The 15,591-nt window shown below is 70.5% G+C and carries 16 protein-coding genes; 9 read left to right on the top strand and 7 right to left on the bottom strand.

Annotated features, from left to right (window positions below; all coding sequences use genetic code 11):
- Positions 1-13: 13 nt before the first annotated feature.
- Positions 14-904, bottom strand: coding sequence for an SDR family oxidoreductase (locus tag LK10_RS11975; RefSeq protein WP_043123956.1), 891 nt, complete (start codon positions 902-904; stop codon positions 14-16).
- Positions 905-1,044: 140 nt separating this feature from the next.
- On the opposite strand from LK10_RS11975, the gene LK10_RS11980 reads away from it, so the two are divergent.
- Positions 1,045-2,025, top strand: a complete 981-nt coding sequence (locus LK10_RS11980; protein ID WP_043123958.1) for a DNA topoisomerase IB — start codon at positions 1,045-1,047, stop codon at positions 2,023-2,025.
- Between the two features lie 174 nt (positions 2,026-2,199).
- Here the strand turns inward: LK10_RS11980 and LK10_RS11985 are convergent, their stop codons facing one another.
- Positions 2,200-2,526, bottom strand: a complete 327-nt coding sequence (locus LK10_RS11985; protein WP_043123960.1) for a hypothetical protein — start codon at positions 2,524-2,526, stop codon at positions 2,200-2,202.
- Between the two features lie 65 nt (positions 2,527-2,591).
- Positions 2,592-2,855 carry a GlsB/YeaQ/YmgE family stress response membrane protein gene (locus tag LK10_RS11990; RefSeq protein WP_043123961.1) on the bottom strand — a complete coding sequence of 88 codons (264 nt, stop codon included), beginning with the start codon at positions 2,853-2,855 and terminating at the stop codon, positions 2,592-2,594.
- 280 nt (positions 2,856-3,135) lie between these two features.
- Between LK10_RS11990 and LK10_RS11995 the strand changes: the two genes are divergently transcribed.
- Entirely contained in the window at positions 3,136-3,810 is a 675-nt protein-coding gene (locus LK10_RS11995) for an SDR family oxidoreductase (protein WP_043123963.1), read from the top strand.
- A gap of 22 nt (positions 3,811-3,832) precedes the next feature.
- Here LK10_RS11995 and LK10_RS12000 read toward each other — a convergent pair whose 3' ends face one another.
- The 4 genes from LK10_RS12000 to LK10_RS12015 form a co-directional block, all read right to left on the bottom strand.
- A complete protein-coding gene (locus LK10_RS12000) occupies positions 3,833-4,927 on the bottom strand; it encodes a glycosyltransferase family 4 protein (protein ID WP_052207264.1) in 1,095 nt (364 codons plus the stop codon).
- Positions 4,924-5,361: a 6-pyruvoyl trahydropterin synthase family protein gene (locus LK10_RS12005; RefSeq protein ID WP_043123966.1), complete on the bottom strand. Its 438-nt coding sequence runs from the start codon at positions 5,359-5,361 to the stop codon at positions 4,924-4,926. Before LK10_RS12005 ends, LK10_RS12000 begins: the two co-directional genes overlap by 4 nt.
- A complete protein-coding gene (locus LK10_RS12010; protein WP_408021456.1) occupies positions 5,349-6,395 on the bottom strand; it encodes a zinc-dependent alcohol dehydrogenase in 1,047 nt (348 codons plus the stop codon). Before LK10_RS12010 ends, LK10_RS12005 begins: the two co-directional genes overlap by 13 nt.
- 85 nt (positions 6,396-6,480) lie before the next feature.
- Positions 6,481-7,458 carry a glycosyltransferase family 9 protein gene (locus LK10_RS12015; RefSeq protein ID WP_331377473.1) on the bottom strand — a complete coding sequence of 326 codons (978 nt, stop codon included), beginning with the start codon at positions 7,456-7,458 and terminating at the stop codon, positions 6,481-6,483.
- Between the two features lie 143 nt (positions 7,459-7,601).
- Between LK10_RS12015 and LK10_RS12020 the strand changes: the two genes are divergently transcribed.
- From LK10_RS12020 to LK10_RS12050, 7 genes are all read left to right on the top strand, one after another.
- A complete protein-coding gene (locus tag LK10_RS12020; RefSeq protein WP_043123971.1) occupies positions 7,602-8,198 on the top strand; it encodes a D-glycero-alpha-D-manno-heptose-1,7-bisphosphate 7-phosphatase in 597 nt (198 codons plus the stop codon).
- The gene (locus LK10_RS12025) at positions 8,195-9,223 is read left to right on the top strand and encodes a glycosyltransferase family 9 protein (RefSeq protein WP_043123973.1); all 1,029 of its coding nucleotides are present in this window, start codon (positions 8,195-8,197) and stop codon (positions 9,221-9,223) included. The genes LK10_RS12020 and LK10_RS12025 overlap by 4 nt, the downstream gene beginning before the upstream one ends.
- On the top strand, positions 9,223-10,251 hold the full coding sequence (locus tag LK10_RS12030; protein WP_052207265.1) for a glycosyltransferase: 1,029 nt from the start codon (positions 9,223-9,225) through the stop codon (positions 10,249-10,251). The genes LK10_RS12025 and LK10_RS12030 overlap by 1 nt, the downstream gene beginning before the upstream one ends.
- Before the next feature lie 43 nt (positions 10,252-10,294).
- Entirely contained in the window at positions 10,295-11,584 is a 1,290-nt protein-coding gene (locus LK10_RS12035) for a glycosyltransferase (RefSeq protein ID WP_043123975.1), read from the top strand.
- Positions 11,581-12,276, top strand: a complete 696-nt coding sequence (locus tag LK10_RS12040) for a D-sedoheptulose-7-phosphate isomerase (RefSeq protein WP_231567748.1) — start codon at positions 11,581-11,583, stop codon at positions 12,274-12,276. Before LK10_RS12035 ends, LK10_RS12040 begins: the two co-directional genes overlap by 4 nt.
- Before the next feature lies 1 nt (position 12,277).
- Entirely contained in the window at positions 12,278-13,660 is a 1,383-nt protein-coding gene (locus LK10_RS12045; RefSeq protein WP_043123976.1) for a PfkB family carbohydrate kinase, read from the top strand.
- A gap of 275 nt (positions 13,661-13,935) precedes the next feature.
- Positions 13,936-14,661 carry an SDR family oxidoreductase gene (locus LK10_RS12050; RefSeq protein ID WP_043124034.1) on the top strand — a complete coding sequence of 242 codons (726 nt, stop codon included), beginning with the start codon at positions 13,936-13,938 and terminating at the stop codon, positions 14,659-14,661.
- Positions 14,662-15,591 lie beyond the last annotated feature (930 nt).

Raw genomic sequence — 15,591 nt, forward strand, 5'->3', positions numbered from 1 at the left:
GGCTTCCTTTCTTCTAGAAGGGCTGTCCTCCTGTTACCGGGACGACTGCGCCCGATATGTACGACGCTTCGTCCGAAGCGAGCAGAACGTAGGCGGGAGCGAGCTCCGCAGGCTGCGCGGGGCGGCCCAAGGGGCTGTCCTTGCCGAACTCCGGCACGTGGCCCGGCCAGCCCGTGGACGGGATGAGCGGTGTCCAGACCGGCCCCGGAGCGACGGCGTTGATCCGGATTCCCTTCTCGCCGAGTTCGGGGGCGAGAGCCTTGACGAGCGCGACCTGGGCGGCCTTGGTCATGGCGTAGTCGAAGAGGCTCGGCGAGGGCTGCGCAGCCTGGATCGAGCTCGTGATGATGATCGATGCGCCGGGCTGGAGGTGCGGAAGCGCTGCGCGCAGGATCCAGAACTGGCTGTAGAGGTTCGTCTTGAGCACGCGGTCGAACTCCGCGGTCTCCACCGTGTCGATGCCATCGCGCGCCTGCTGGTAGGCGGCGTTGAGCACGAGGACGTCCAAGCGGCCGAACTCGTCGAGGACGCGGCGGGGGAGTGAAGCGGCGTAGTCCTCGTCGCGGAGATCGCCGTCGAGCGTCAGGGCCTTGCGCCCCGCATCCTGCACGAGCGAAGCCGTCGACTCGGCGTCCTCGCGCTCCTTCGCCACGTGCGTGAGCGCAACGTCCGCACCCTCGCGTGAGAACGCGATCGCGACAGCCCGCCCGATACCTGAGTCGCCACCAGTGATGAGTGCTGCGCGGCCTTCGAGCCTCCCGTGCCCCTCGTACGTCTGTTCGCCGTGATCCGGGCTCGGCTCGGTCTCAGCGGTGGTGCCGGGGGCGTCCTGGTCCTGCGGCGGCTTCTGCTCAGCCGGGTGCACTTCTTGGGGGTTGTCGGGTTCGTTGGTGCGGTCGGACATGCGTGCGGCCTCCAGAATGGTGGAACGCGGACATGGACCAACGGCTTGATCCACGGCTCACGATACGCCCGGGGACGGGGTCGCGGAACCCGCCGTGCGCCCTCCGCGCAAAGTGGTTGAACCGCGAAAATCCGGGGTAAATGCGGCCAGTGGCTCGCACTCATAGATCACTCCGCACCGCTTGGACGCGGCGCCGCGCGGGCCGTGGCTTCAGCTATTTGGACGAGAACGGGGAGCGTCTTCCGCCGAGCGAACTCGAGCGTGTCCGCTCGCTCGCGATCCCGCCTGCGTGGCGGAACGTCAGGATCGCGGCGTCGCCCAAGGCGAAGCTGCAGGCCATGGGCGTCGATGCGGCGGGGCGAACCCAGTACCTCTACAACGCCGCGTGGCGCGCTCGGCAGGAGGCCCGCAAGTTCGACCGTGCACTCGCGCTCGCGCAGCGGCTGCCGCACATCCGGCGCGCCGTGACCCGTGACCTGCGGGGTGACCGCGGAGCTCGCATCCAGGCCCTTGCGGCCGCAATCCGGCTCATCGATCGGGCCGGGGTGCGCGTCGGCAGCCGGCGCTATGCGCGGGAGAACGGCACGTACGGCGTCACGACCATCCAGCGGCGGCACGTCAAGGTCGACGAGGGACGGATCGCCTTCGACTTCCCCGGGAAGTCCGGGAGCACGTGGCGCTTCGAGCTGAGGGACCGGGAACTCGCTGCCTACTTCGAGAGCCTTCCGCGCCGGCGCCCGGGCAGGCCGGCGATGGGGTACGACGACGGCGGGGGCTTCCAGCGCATTGGCGCCTCCTCGGTCAACGAGTATCTCCGCGACATCGCGGGGATGGAGGCGAGCGCGAAGGACCTCCGCACGTGGCGGGGGACCGCCACGGCCGCCGCGTCGCTCGACGCGAGCCACGCCGCGGGGCGGAACGCGGAGGCGGCGTGGAAGAAGGCGATCGACGACGCCTCGAGCTGGCTCAACAACACGCCCGCTGTAGCGCGGGGATCCTATGTGGACCCCCTGCTCCTTGAGGCTTACCGCGCAGGCAGGACGGCAAGGACCGACGCCGCTGCCGCGCGCTTGCTCACCGAGATGCGGGAGCGCAGTACGTCCTTGGCCCAGCGCGCCTGAGCTGGCCCCGCACATAGGCCGGGCGCACATGAGCTGGCCCCGCACGCTCAAGCGGCGGGGCCAACGAGGCTGTTTTTCAACTGGGCAAAAGGTGACGGCGGAGGGAGCCCCAGCCTCCGCCCCGCCGTCTGTCTTAGGGATCCCGGAATGTCCGGGTCGTCCTGCCCTGGTCTCCTACCCGTGGTCGGGGAAGTCGTCCTTGGTGGTTCCTTGCTCATCCTCCGCGTCCTTGGGCTCGAGGTATCGCTCGCCCTCGTCCGTGCTGACGACGTCGTATTCTGCGGCGACTGCTTCCATCGCTGCCTGGTCCGTCTCGTTCGGGGCCTGAACCGGGCCTGGGTGAGGCGTCCGTTCGGCGTCTCCCCAAATCGCGCCGACGCCTTGCGAACTTGGGGTGACGTCATTGCGGGCGGGGGCGCCCTCGTCTTCGGGCTCACGAGGCACCGGCTTGCCGGGCTCGATGTGGTGCCGGTCCTCGAAGCGCTTATCGCGTTCGGTCATGTCAGACCTTTCATGTCAGAGGCCTCTGAGCATGCCCTCTTTGAAGCACGTGGGGGAGCTTTGAATCACGTGCGCGAGCGGCGGGTCACTGCACCGTAGATGAGGAGCACGATGACCGAGCCCACGATCGCGACGATCCACGTCTGGATGCTCCAGAAGTTCTGGAGTCCGACGCCGAACAGCGCACCGCCGATCCAACCGCCGAGAATCGCGCCGACGACGCCGAGCAGGAGGGTAATGAACCATCCGCCGCCTTGCCGTCCTGGAATCAATGCCTTAGCAATCGCTCCGGCAATCAAACCGAGAATGAGAAAAGCCAGGAAGCTCACAGTTCTCACCTTTCGTTGCGGACCGGACTGTCTTTCCGACCCTGCTGCCGGGTCTGTTACCCCACCGACCTGCCCCAAAACGCCGGACGATACCTTTCGTGAGAAGCGTTATTTTCTGCCGCCGGGGGGTAACGGCCGGATGACGTGAGGAGGACTATCCTTCGTATTTTCGGTGTACGAAATGCTAAATTATTTTCTTGACCCTGCTTGCGGTGGAATACCGAGAGCGGACATCCCTGACCGCACAGTCGCAGAGACTGTTGACCGACGGAGTGGATCGATGCCTGCTAATGCCCGGCTCAGTGGCCGGCGCGTCCTGATCACCGGCGAAGACGAGATTCTTACGCAGCGGCTCGGGAGAGTGCTGACCTTCTCGGAGGCGGTGGTTGCGATCAGCCCCGCCGACGGTCCCGACAGCACCCGAATCGTGAGGTCCGCGGTCAGGGAGCTTGGCGGCGTGGATGTGCTCATCAATACGGGCCCGCCATGGATTCCAGAAGAAGGCCCCAATCCCTGGGCCGTGCGGCGGGGCGTCGAAAAGGCCCTCCAGCGTTCGATGTCCGTCCTCGTGACCGCAACCGAGGCGGCCCTTCCCTCGTTGAACGAGAGGGCCAGCATCATCAACACCGTCGCGTTCTCGACTCCCGGGCTGCTTCTCACCCGCGGCCAGGAGGCCCTCGCCACTGCCGTCCTCGAGACCACCCAAGGCTGGGCACAGACACTCGGACCCCGTGGGATCCGCGTCAATGCGGTGGTCGGCGGCCCCCGGTGGGATCCCGAGCTGGAGCCACTTTTCGACGGCGGACACCACCACGAGCCCGCCATGACCGATTTCGAGGAGCTCGACGCGTTCGTCTATCTGGCTTCTGAGGAGTCGTGCCACGTCTCCGGCTCGGTACTCGCCGTCGCACGGCCCTTGGCTCCCGAGGAAGTTGGGCCCGGCTCCCGCGGGTAAGTCCGCTAGCCGTGGGAGTTGGCTAGTCCTCGGGATTCGCGCTGACTCCTACCCCCGCGGCGACTGCCGCCGCGGTCGCCGCCCACGTCGGCAGCGCGGGCCGCGCCGCTCGGGCCGCCGCCCCGAACGCTTCCCGCTCATTCGCATCCGTCAGCCACGACCGCAGCAGTTCGCGGAGGGCTCCGACGTCGCGCAGCTCGCCGACCGTGCCAGCCAGTCCCGCGCCGCCTGCAAGCGAGAGCGCGAGCGCCTCTTCCGCGCCCGTTCCCGCCGGAACGAACGCTGGCACGCCGTGGGCGAGGGACTCGACGACGGACATCCCGAACGTCTCGTGCGCGCTGGGGAGGACACTGAGATCGGCGGCGTCCCACGCGGCTTCGAGCGCAGGGCCCCGCAACTCGCCCGTGAGATGGACCCGCGCCGAGAGCTGTGGTGAGGCGGCGGCCTGCCGGACGGCGCGCGCATAGGCCCGATCCGCCTGGTCCGAACCGACGAGAGAGGCAGTCCACGGGAGGTCGACGAGGCTGTCGAGCGCCTCGAGGAAGACGAGCTGCCCCTTGGCCGGGAGCAGCGCCGCGACGCATACGAGATGCGGGGGCTTCGACCCGCGGGCCTGCGGTGCGTGATCCACCCCGGGACGGGCGACGACGGCCTCCACCCCATAGCGCGCGACCAGGGTGGCCGCCGCGAATCGGCTCGGGGCGAAGGCCCCGGAACACGCCTCGAGGGCGGCCCGTTCGAGGCCGGCGAGCCGGGCGGCCTCGGATGCGGGGACCGAGTGGGTCCCCACTGCGAGGTCCGCGAGCGAAACGTGCACGAGGAGCCAGACGGCAACGCCTGCGCGCTCGGCCTGCGCGATCTCGTCGGGGCAGCCCAAGCCCACGAGGCCGTCGACGATGACCACGCGCCCGGCGTCGCCCGCAAGGCCGAGCAGGAGGCTCGCGAGCCGCTCCCGATCCGCGGCGCTTCCCTCGGGCCAGTCCCCTGTGAGGCTGTAAGCGTGAACCGTGATGCCGGAGCCCCGAAGCGCGGCGATGAGCCGCTCGTTGTACATGCTGCCGCCCGAACTCCAGCCCAGCGGCGCCGCAGCGACGAAGTCGATACGCGCAGGGGTCACGGGAGGTCCAGGCTGTAGCCCGCCCACGCGTCGGGGTGCTCGCGGAGAACGACCGAGAGCCCCACGAGGCGATCGGCGGTGCCCCCTGCCGCGGTGCCCCCAGCGCCAGCGCCAGCGCCCCCAGCCCCTGCACCCGTCAGCCGCCCCGCGACGTCCTCCGCGAGGTGCCGCGCAACGGCTTCGGTGGTCGAGAGCTTCCCCTCGAACGCAGGGTGCTCGTCGAGGTTCTGGTAACGCAGGCCCTCGAGCGCCTCGCCGAGCACACCCGAGAGCGCGCCGATATCCATGACTGTCGCGTTCTCGTCGAGTTCGCGTGCGCGGACGGTGAGTTCGACGACGAACGTCGCCCCATGCAGGCCTTGGGCCGGGCCGAAGGCGGCGCGCGGCAGGCTGTGGGCGATCATGACATGGTCACGGACGGTCAGCGAATACATAGTCTCCCTTTGCTCCCGGATACCGGATACCGGATGACGTGGCACAGGCCTGTCTGGATCCCCGCGCTCTCGGACTTCTCCGAGGCTAGCCCGTCCATCGCCTCGGGAAGGTCCTCGAAGTCGGTGGGGCCGCCGAGGAACGCGTCGAAGATGGGGTCCTCGAGCAGCTCGAGGGCGAGCGCGAGGCGTTGCGCCGTGGTGCGCCGATGCCGGCGGGGGAGCGCGACTTGGCCGACTTGGCTAGCGCGGAGCGAGAGCCTGCGCGCGTGGAAGTCCGCGCCGAGGGGAACGCTCACCGGCTGCTCGCCGTACCAGGAGAGCTCGATGATCTCGCCGTCGTCCCCCACGAGCTCAAGGCACCGCGCGAGGCCCGCTGCGCTCGCGGAGCAGTGGACGACGACGTCGCAATCGTCGTGCGCCTCGTCCGGGGACGCGAAGTCGACACCCAGCCGCTCGGCGAAGCTCGCCTTCGCGGGGTCGGCGTCGACCGCTTCGAGTCGCGAAAGAGGGAAGCGGCGCAGGAGCGCGAGGACCGCCCCGCCGACGAGGCCGCAGCCGACGACGGCGATCCGGTCACCGATGCGCGGGCTCGCGTCCCACAATGCGTTGACCGCCGTCTCGATCGCCCCGGCGAGCACGGCCCGGTGCGGGGGCACGCCGTCGGGGACGACGGCGAGCTCGGACGCGGGGACCACGTACCGGTCCTGATGGGGGTAGAGGCAGAAGACGGTGCGGCCCACGAGCTCCGCAGGCCCCTCCTCGACCACCCCGACCGAGAGGTACCCGTATTTAACAGGGCACGGGAAGCTGCCCTCCTGATGCGGGGCCTCCATGAGGCCGGCCACACGCTCGGGCACGCGGTTGGCGTGGACGAGGCGTTCCGTGCCTCGGCTCAGTCCGGAGTACAGCGTCCGGACGAGGGCCTCGCCCTCCCGCGGCGGGGCCAACTCCTCGCGCCGCAGCTGTCCCTGCCACGGCCCGACCGTCCAGTATGCGGTTGCGAAGCGGGGCTCCCCAGAATCCAGACCGACCACCTCCTCGCAACTCCTCCTGAACAGGATCCTTCACCGTAGGATCCTTCACCGTCGGCCCGTACCCGTCCAGAGAAGCAGCCAAACGCTACGGCGCCGCGAGGTGCCTCGGCGCCTCGGCCGTCCCGCGCTCCTCGAGGCGGGAAACGGCGTCGAGCACGTGCCCGGGCCACACGGCGAGCATCGCCGGGTCCGGGAGATCAGCGAACGGGTCCCCGTGCCGCACAGCCGGGTCGGTGAGCACGACGTGCGGGCCGTCCTCCGGCGGACCCCACTGCTCAGGGGCAGCGGGGCCGAAGATGACGACGGACGGCGTCCCGTACGCCGTCGCGATATGCCCCGCGGACGTGTCCGCAGTGACCACGAGGCGCGCGGCGGCCACGGCCGCAAAGAACTCGGAGAGGGTCCAGCGGCCCGCGACGACGGCGGAATCCGGCAGCCCGGCGCCGTGGGCGACGGCGGCGGCCCGGCCCCGGTCTTCCTCGCCGCCGGTCAGGAGCACGTCGTGGCCCTTGAGGCGGAGCTCGTGGGCGACGCCGGCGAAACGCTCGACGGGCCAGCGCCGGCTCCCGTAGGCAGCACCCACGTGGACGAGCGTCGCGCCCTCGACCGGTGCTGGGACCTCAGGAAGGAGGAGGCGGTAGTCGTCGGCCCGGCCGGGGAGCCCGTGCCAGGTCAGCAGCCGCACCCAGCGCTCACGCTCATGAAGCGCGTCGTCCCACTCCGGGCCGGCCCAGCCGGGGGCACGGTGCCCGATGCGATGCTCCGGGGCGAGCTCCTCGAGCCGCGTCCGGCTCTCGATCCCCTTGCCGTGGAAGTTCACGGCCACATCCACAGGCCGTCCGGTGTAGGGGATGGGTCCGTCGAGGCCGGGGGTCGGGAGATGACGGTTGACGGCTCCTATGAGCGGAATGACCGGCTCAAGCCACTGGGGCGCGGCGAGCACTAGCTCGTGGTCGGGGAACCCCGCGCGCAGGCCGCGCAGGCCTGGCACTGAGACGAGCAGATCGCCGAGCTTGAGCGCTCGGAGCACGAGCAGGACAGGCCGTTCTGAACCCGCTGTCACGGCAGCCTCCATGATCGAAAGCGACGATGCCCTTGGCTTGAGCTAATCGAAAGTCCTCCCGCGGCCGAGGGAAATGGCCCCGGGGGAGAAGTTGCAGGAGAAAAGAAAGTTTATTGTAGCTTCTCCCGGGGCAGATTCCCGTCATGGAAGCAGACCGTCTTGACCAGCCACGGACGCCCTTTCCGGCCGCCGTGCTCTTCGACCGGGACGGTACCCTCGTGGACGACGTCCCGTACAACCGAGACCCGCGAAAGGTCCGCCCGGTGCCCGGGGCCCCAGAGGCCCTGGCCCGGCTGCGCGCCCTCGGCGTGCGGACAGGGGTCGTCACGAACCAGTCCGGTGTCGGGCGCGGCTTCATGGGCTCCGTCGACGTATACCGGGTGAATCGGCGTGTGGACGACCTGCTCGGGCCGTTCGACGTGTGGCGCGTGTGCCCGCACCATCCGGAGCAGGGCTGCCGCTGCCGCAAGCCGCGGCCGGGCCTCATCCTCTCGGCTTGCCGCGCGCTCCGGGTTGCGCCGGCGGACGTTGTCTTCATCGGGGACATCGGTTCCGACATGGAGGCGGCTCAGCGCGCGGGAGCGCGTGGCATTCTCGTTCCGACTCCCGTGACCCTCCCCGAGGAAGTCGAGGCCGCACCCGCCGTCGCCCCCGACCTGCTCTCCGCCGTCCTCTTCGCCCTCGGCGAATCGCTCGAACCGGCGAGCGTGGGGCCCGCAAGCGCGGGGACCGGGCCGTGAGGCGAGTCCTTGTCGCGCGGCTCGACAGCCTGGGCGACGTCGTGCTCTCGGGGCCCGCGATCCGCGCGGTCGCGGCCAAGGCGGAGGTTGTCCTTCTGACCGGCCCCCGCGGCGCGGCGGTCGCGACGATGCTCCCCGGCGTCACCGAGCACCTCGTATGGGACTGCCCTTGGATCGCCAACCCGGCCCCGGCGGCAACCCCTCGGCACGTGCGCCGGCTTGAGCGGCTGCTCGACCACGCGGGCATCGACGAGGCCATCATCCTCACGTCCTTCCACCAGTCGGCGCTTCCGCTCGCGTTCGAACTGCGCCTGACAGGCGTCCCACGCATCACCGCTCTCTCCGAGGACTACCCTGGGAGCCTCCTCGACGTGCGGCTCACGAGCCGCGACCTCCCATGGAAGCTCCACGAGGTGGACCGTGCGCTCGGAATCGCCGCGGCTGCGGGCTTCCCCCGCCCAGCGGACGACGACGGCCTGCCCGCCCTCCTGCCTCAGCCGAGGACTTCGGCGCGGCCCTCGGGCGAATATGTCGTGGTCCACCCCGGGGCTGATGCCCCCGCGAGGACCTGGCCCGCCGAGCACGCGGCACAGCTCGTCTCGATGCTCGCGGCCGAGGGCTTCCGCGTCGTCGTCACCGGGAACGACGACGAGCGGGAACTGACCGCGCGCGTCGCAGGCTCCCACGGGATCGACGCGGGCGGCGCAACCGACCTCCGGGGCCTCGTCGACCTCCTCGCGGGTGCGAGCGCCGTCGTCGCCGGGAACACCGGCCCCGCGCACGTGGCCGCGGCCGTGCGAACTCCCGTCGTCAGCCTCTTCTCTCCTGTTGTCGCGGCCGGGACGTGGGCCCCTCGGGGTTCCGCCGTCGAGGTCCTCGGCGACCAGTCGGCCGCCTGCGCCGGCTCGCGTGCGCGTATCTGCCCCCTGCCTGGGCATCCGTGCCTCGCCGGGGTCACCCCGCACGAGGTGCTGCGCGCCGTCGAACGACTCGTCTCACACAACACGAAGGCGGTGCCCGTCTGATGCGGATCCTTCTCTGGCACGTCCATGGCGGCTGGACCGACGGCTTCGTCCGCGGAGAACACGAATACGTGCTCCCGGTCGACGCCGAGCGGTCCGCATGGGGCTTGGGCCGAGGCGGACGCGAGTGGCCGAACGCCGCCGAGGTCCCGCTCGAGGACCTCGCAGCCATCGCGGGCACGCTCGACGCCGTCGTCCTCCAAAGGCCGGACGAGGCGAAGCGGGTCCACGAGCTCACCGGCCTGCGCCCGGGGAAGGACCTCCCCGCGGTCTACCTCGAGCACAACATCCCGAAGGGCGCAGTTCCCGAGACGCGGCACCCGCTCGCGGATCAGGACGAGATCCCGATCGTGCACGTCACCCACTTCAACGCCCTCATGTGGGACAGCGGCAAGGCGCCGGTGTACGTCGTCGAACACGGCGTCGTCGACCCGGGGCTCTCCTACACGGGCGAGCTTGAGCGGCTCGCCGTCGTCGTCAATGAGCCCGTGCGGCGTTGGAGGGTCGCCGGCACCGATCTGCTCGGCCGCTTCGCCGACGTGGCCCCGCTCGACGTCTACGGCATGGGCGGAGACGGCCTGGTCGAGGCCACCGGGATCGAGGCCGCGCGCTTGCGCTGGGCGGGCGACGTCCCGACAGCGCGCCTCCACGCCGAGCTGGCCCACCGCAGGGCGTACCTGCACCCGTTCCGCTGGACCTCGCTTGGGCTCGCGCTCATCGAGGCCATGATGGCCGGTCTGCCGGTAGTCGCGCTCGGGTCAACAGAGGCCTGGCGCGCGGTGCCCCCGGCGGCTGGCTGCGTGAGCTCGGACATCCATGAACTCGTCGCTGCCGCGCACCGCTTCATCGCCGACCCTTCTGCGGCGCAGGAGGCCGGGCTCGCCGCGAGGGAGGCCGCGCTGAACCGCTACAGCCTGCACCGGTTCCTGAGGGACTGGGACGAGGTGTTCGCGGACGTGCGGGGCGGCCCCTTGGTGGCGGCTGGCGCAGCACGGGAGGCTCCGACAGTTCCGCGAGGGACCGTCCTGTGAAGGACCGCCCAGTGAGGACTATTCGATGAGGAGAGAGAACACAATGAGAATCTCGATGGTGTCCGAACACGCCAGTCCGCTCGCCACCGTGGGCGGAGTCGATGCAGGCGGGCAGAACGTGCACGTGGCCGAGCTCTCCGCCGCTCTCGTGCGACGAGGCCACGACGTGACGGTCTTCACCCGGCGCGACAGCGAGCGGCTCCATTGGGAGCAGACGCTCCCGAACGGAGTGCGGCTCGTGAACGTCGACGCCGGGCCCGCCCACGCCGTGCCGAAGGACAAGCTCCTGCCGTACATCCCCGCGTTCGCGGAGCAGCTCGCCAACTACTGGACTGACAACCCGCCCAACATCGTCCACGGGCATTTCTGGATGTCCGGGATCGCGAGCATCGAAGCCGTCGGGAAGCTCCAGAAGCAGCTTCTCCCGCCGCCAGTCGTGGCCGAGACGTTCCACGCGCTCGGCGTCGTGAAGCGGCGGCATCAGGGCACGGACGATACGAGCCCGGCCGAGCGCGAGTTCCTCGAGCCGTGGGTCGCGCGCAGCGTGGACCGCGTGATCGCAACGTGCCCGGACGAGGCGTTCGAGCTCCGGCAGCTCGGCGTGAACCGGCGGCGGATCTCGGTCGCGCCGTGCGGCGTCGACGTCGAGAAGTTCACGCCGGAGGGCCCGGCGCGGGCGCGCGGCAAGCGGCTCCGACTCGCCGTCGTCGGCCGTCTCGTACCGCGCAAGGGCGTTGACATCGTGGTCTCCGCGCTCGCGCTGCTCGCCGCCTCCGGACGGCGGGACATCGAACTCCTCGTGGTCGGCGGCACGAGCGGCAAGGACCGCATCGCGTCAGACCCCGAGGCGCGCAGGCTCCGCGAACTCGCCGATTCGCTCGGCATCGGCAGCCAGGTCATCTTCGTCGGCCAAGTCCCACGCGACGAGATGCCCGAACTCTTCCGGAGCCTCGACGCCGTCGTCTGCACGCCCTGGTATGAGCCGTTCGGCATCGTCCCGCTCGAAGCGATGGCATGCGGCGTGCCCGTCATCGTCTCAGCCGTCGGCGGGCTCCAGGAGTCGGTCGTCGACGGCGTCACGGGCATCCACGTGCCGCCCAAGCACCCAGCCGCGCTCGCGGACGCGATTGCGATCCTCGCGGATGACCCCGAGCTGCGGGCGCGCTTCGGCGCGGCGGGGGTCGAGCGGACTCGCACACGCTACACCTGGGACCGCGTCGCGTCCGATACGGAGAGGATCTATCGCGCCATGCTCGATCACTGGGACCAGCCCGAAGCTGATGTGGCGGCGTCCAGGAGCCGCCTTCGGCGCGTCGGAGAGGGGGCTCGATGAAGATGACCCGCGCGCTCCGCGAACAGTCCCTCACGGCCACACCCGCCGGAGGACTCACCGCTATCCGCTCCGGCGGCCCCCTAGGCCCCGGAGGATTCCGCGTACTCCCGCACGAGCGGCTCTCCGACGGCGTGCTCGAGCACATCGACGATGCGAGCCAAGCGCTTGAGTCGCTGCGGCTGCAGTCCGCCGTCCTCGCGCGCTGGGCGCAGACCCTCGCGCATCGGCTCGCCTCGGGCGGCCGCCTGCTCGCGGCCGGCAACGGCGGCTCCGCTGCGGAGGCGCAGCACCTCACCGCGGAGCTCGTCGGGAGGTACGACGGCGAGCGGCGGCCCTTCTCGGCGATCGCCCTCCACGGGGACACCTCCGCGATGACCGCAATCGGCAACGACTACGGCTACGACGAGGTGTTCGCCCGCCAGGTGCGCGCGCACGCCCGGCCCGGCGACGTCGTCGTCCTGCTCTCTACGAGCGGCAAGAGCCCCAACCTCGTCGCGGCCGCCCAGGCCGCCCACGAGGTCGGTGCGCTCACCTGGGCCCTCACGGGGCCCGGGCCCAACCCGCTCTCGGCCGCCGTCGACGAAGCGCTCACGCTCGAGGGCCGCAACTGCCACGTCCAGGAAGCCCAGCTGATCGCGATCCATGCCCTGTGCGAAGGCTTCGACGCGTGCGTGGCGGAAGAGGAGGACTGATATGAAGATTGCCGTTGTCGGCGACACCCTGCTCGATATCGACCTGGTCGGCCATGCCGACCGCCTCTGCCCTGATGCCCCCGTGCCAGTCCTCGACGTCGACGACCGCCTCGAACGTGCGGGCGGTGCCGGCCTTGTCGCGACGCTCCTTGCGGACGACGGCCACGAAGTCGATCTCGTCACCGCCCTTGCGGACGACGACGCCGCGGCCCGCCTCCGCGCGTTGCTCGGACCGGTTCGCGTTCACGCCGTCCCGCTCGGCGCGCCGACTCCGGTGAAGATGCGGCTCACGGCAAGCGGCCAGAGGATCGCGCGCGTGGACGAGGGCTGCGGGACGCCCCCGTACGCCGAGGTCGACTTCGCGCTGCTCTCCGTGCTCGAGGAAGCGGACGCCGTCGTCGTCGCCGACTACGGGCGCCGCTTCACGAGCGTCCCGACGGTCCGCGCGGCCCTCGAGACGGTAGCGCGCCGCATCCCGGTCGTGTGGGACCCGCATCCCCGCGGGGCGCGCCCCATCTCTGGGGCGGCGGCCGTCACGCCGAATCTGTCCGAGCTCCTAGCGTTCTCGGGCCGTCAGGTTGACGAACCGGGCGCCCTCGCCGTCGCGGCGGGACGCTTGCGGCAGCGCTGGGGCGCGCGCGCCGTCGTCGTGACTCTCGGCGAGCGAGGCGCGCTGGTGTGCGAGCCCGACGGCGATACCCACGTTGCGGTGCCGTCCGCCGGGTTGCGGATCGAGGACCCCTGCGGCGCTGGGGATCGCTTCGCGTCGTCGCTCGCCGTCGCGCTCGCCCACGGTGAGCAGCTCGGCGCGGCGACCGAGGGAGCCGTTGCGACCGCCGCCGCGTTCCTCGCGGCCGGTGGCGTCGCGTCCCTGCGCCGCGGCGGGCAGCCGGGGTTCCCGGAAGCGGAGGGAACGGGTGCCGCTGGGGTGTCCTCGGCCGTCGCCCTCGCGCGGCGCGTCCGCGCTGCGGGCGGCACGGTCGTCGCCGCGGGCGGTTGTTTCGACCTCCTGCATGCGGGGCACCTTCACCTCCTGCAGGCTGCCCGCGCCTTGGGCGACTGCCTCATCGTGTGCCTCAACTCGGACGACTCCATCCGCCGGCTCAAGGGCCCCGAGCGGCCCGTCATGAACGAGCACGACCGCGCCGAGCTGCTCCAGGCCCTGAGCTGCGTGGACGCCGTCGAGATCTTCACGGAGGACACGCCCGAGGCTGTGCTCGCGACCCTGCGTCCCCACGTGTGGGTCAAGGGCGCGGACTACAACCCAGATGAGCTCCCCGAGTCGAAGCAGCTCCGTTCGTGGGGCGGCGAGGTCGTAACCGTGCCGCTTCAGCCGGGACGCTCGACGACGGGCCTTGCTGCGGCGATCGCGAGCCTCGGCTAACGCCGTTTGTTGGTCACGTCCCGCGGGTGCGGCGCCGTTTGTTGGTCACGTCCCGCGGGTGCGGCGCCGTTTGTTGGTCACGTCCCGCGGGTGCGACGCCGTTTGTTGGTCACGTCCCGCGGGTGCGACGCCGTTTGTTGGTCACGTCCCGCGGGTGCGGCGCCGTTTGTTGGTCACGTCCCGCGGGTGCGACCAGCAGGAGGTGACTCTTGGACGAACTTTTGGACGACGAACTTTTGGACGACAGAGAGAGGAACGGATTGATGACACAGAGCATGGACACCATCCCCCAGACGAGGACCGACGAGAGCCATCCCCTCAAGGGGGCGCGGGTCCTGGTGACGGGCGGCGCGTCGGGACTCGGTGCGGCCGTGGTCGAGGCGCTTGTCGCCGAGGGCGCTCTCCCGCTCGTGCTCGACCGTCAACCTGTCGAAGCGCCTGCGCGTGGTTGGGTCGTAGACCTCTCAGGACGTGAGGCCGCCGAAGCAGCCGTCGCGCAGGTGGCTGAGGAAGCCGGTGGGATCGACGCGATCGTGTGCGCCGCCGGCATCGACCGCTGCGGTGAGCTCACGGAGGTTCCTGCCGAGGAGTGGGAAAAGGTGATCTCGGTCAACCTGCTCGGCACGGCCGCCGTCGTTCGCGCGGCGCTCCCGCACCTCCTGCGGAGCCACGGCCGGGTTGTGACGGTTGCCTCGACGCTCGGGCTGCGCGGTGCGGGTGGGGCGACAGCCTACTGCGCCTCGAAGTTCGGCGTGATCGGCTTCACCCGGGCTCTCGCGGCCGAACTGAAGGGACGGGTCGGGGTGACGACGCTCATCCCGGGCGGCATGGACACCGCGTTCTTCGACGACCGGCCCGAGGAGTACAAGCCCCACGATCGGACCAACCTCAACCGGCCCTCGGACACCGCGCGATCGGTGATCTTCGCGCTCTCCCAGCCTCGCGGCTGCGAGGTCCGCGAGCTTCTTGTGATGGGTTCGATGGAGGACTCCTGGCCGTAAGCTCGGGGCCCGCGAGGTAAGGGGCGGGAGCCGACGGCGGTGCGAGCCGAGCAATCGGTGCGCTCGTGCCACGAGATGACAGCTAACGGACGAGACCGCAGGTGAATCCCTGCGGTCTCGTCCGTTTGCTGTGGTCTCGCGGGGAGGGAGCGGGATTCGCGCGGTGCGGCGGTGCGAGGTGGTCGCGAAGGCGGACTCTCGTTCCGAGTGTGGACGTTTGTGCCGAGTGCGGACGTTTGTGCCCGAGGGCGGACGTTTGGGCACGCAGAAACGTACGCGTTCGCACCGAACGTGCGCCTTCGGCAAGGCGTGGGGGCGCCGTGGCCGGGCTGAGTCGAGCCTCGGGATCCGGGTGGCGCCCGGGCTGCGTCGAGCCTCGGGATCCGAGTGGACGGCGGAGGTCGCGAGCCACGAGGGCCGAGCCAGGCGACGGAGCATCGGACGAGGGGGGCAACTGCCGCGGGGGCGCGTGCCGCGAGAGCCGAGCCAGGCGACGGAGCATCGGACGAGGGGGCACTGTCGCGAGGGTGCGAGCTGCGAGACCCGAGCTAACGGACGAGACCGCAGGTGAATCCCTGCGGTCTCGTCCGTTTGCTGTGGTCTCGCGGGGACGGAGCGGGATCCGCAGGATGCGGCGGTGCATGTTGGTCGCGAAAGCGGACTGTCGTTCCGAGTGCGGACGTTTATCCCGAGGGCGGACGTTTGGGCGCGCAGAAACGTACGCGTTCGCACCGAACGTGCGCCTTCGGCAACGTTTGGTGGCGCCCGGGCTGCGTCGAGCCTCGGGATCGGAGCGGACGGCGGGGGTGCGAGCCACGAGAGCAGAGCCAGGCGACGGAGCATCGGACGAGGAGGCGCTGCCGCGAGGGCGCGGGCTGCGAGACCCGAGCTAACGGACGAGAGCGCAGGTGATTCCATGCGGATTCGTCC

The sequence above is a fragment of the Sinomonas humi genome (genome assembly GCF_000802235.1).
Taxonomy (GTDB): Bacteria; Actinomycetota; Actinomycetes; order Actinomycetales; family Micrococcaceae; genus Sinomonas; species Sinomonas humi.

Bases quoted from the DNA above. Each gene is read 5' to 3' on its own strand.
- LK10_RS11975 (WP_043123956.1), bottom strand. From the start codon at position 904: ATGTCCGACCGCACCAACGAACCCGACAACCCCCAAGAAGTGCACCCG.
- LK10_RS11980 (WP_043123958.1), top strand. From the start codon at position 1,045: ATGCGGCCAGTGGCTCGCACTCATAGATCACTCCGCACCGCTTGGACG.
- LK10_RS11985 (WP_043123960.1), bottom strand. From the start codon at position 2,526: ATGACCGAACGCGATAAGCGCTTCGAGGACCGGCACCACATCGAGCCC.
- LK10_RS11995 (WP_043123963.1), top strand. From the start codon at position 3,136: ATGCCTGCTAATGCCCGGCTCAGTGGCCGGCGCGTCCTGATCACCGGC.
- LK10_RS12005 (WP_043123966.1), bottom strand. From the start codon at position 5,361: ATGTATTCGCTGACCGTCCGTGACCATGTCATGATCGCCCACAGCCTG.
- LK10_RS12020 (WP_043123971.1), top strand. From the start codon at position 7,602: ATGGAAGCAGACCGTCTTGACCAGCCACGGACGCCCTTTCCGGCCGCC.
- LK10_RS12030 (WP_052207265.1), top strand. From the start codon at position 9,223: ATGCGGATCCTTCTCTGGCACGTCCATGGCGGCTGGACCGACGGCTTC.
- LK10_RS12035 (WP_043123975.1), top strand. From the start codon at position 10,295: ATGAGAATCTCGATGGTGTCCGAACACGCCAGTCCGCTCGCCACCGTG.
- LK10_RS12040 (WP_231567748.1), top strand. From the start codon at position 11,581: ATGAAGATGACCCGCGCGCTCCGCGAACAGTCCCTCACGGCCACACCC.
- LK10_RS12045 (WP_043123976.1), top strand. From the start codon at position 12,278: ATGAAGATTGCCGTTGTCGGCGACACCCTGCTCGATATCGACCTGGTC.
- LK10_RS12050 (WP_043124034.1), top strand. From the start codon at position 13,936: ATGGACACCATCCCCCAGACGAGGACCGACGAGAGCCATCCCCTCAAG.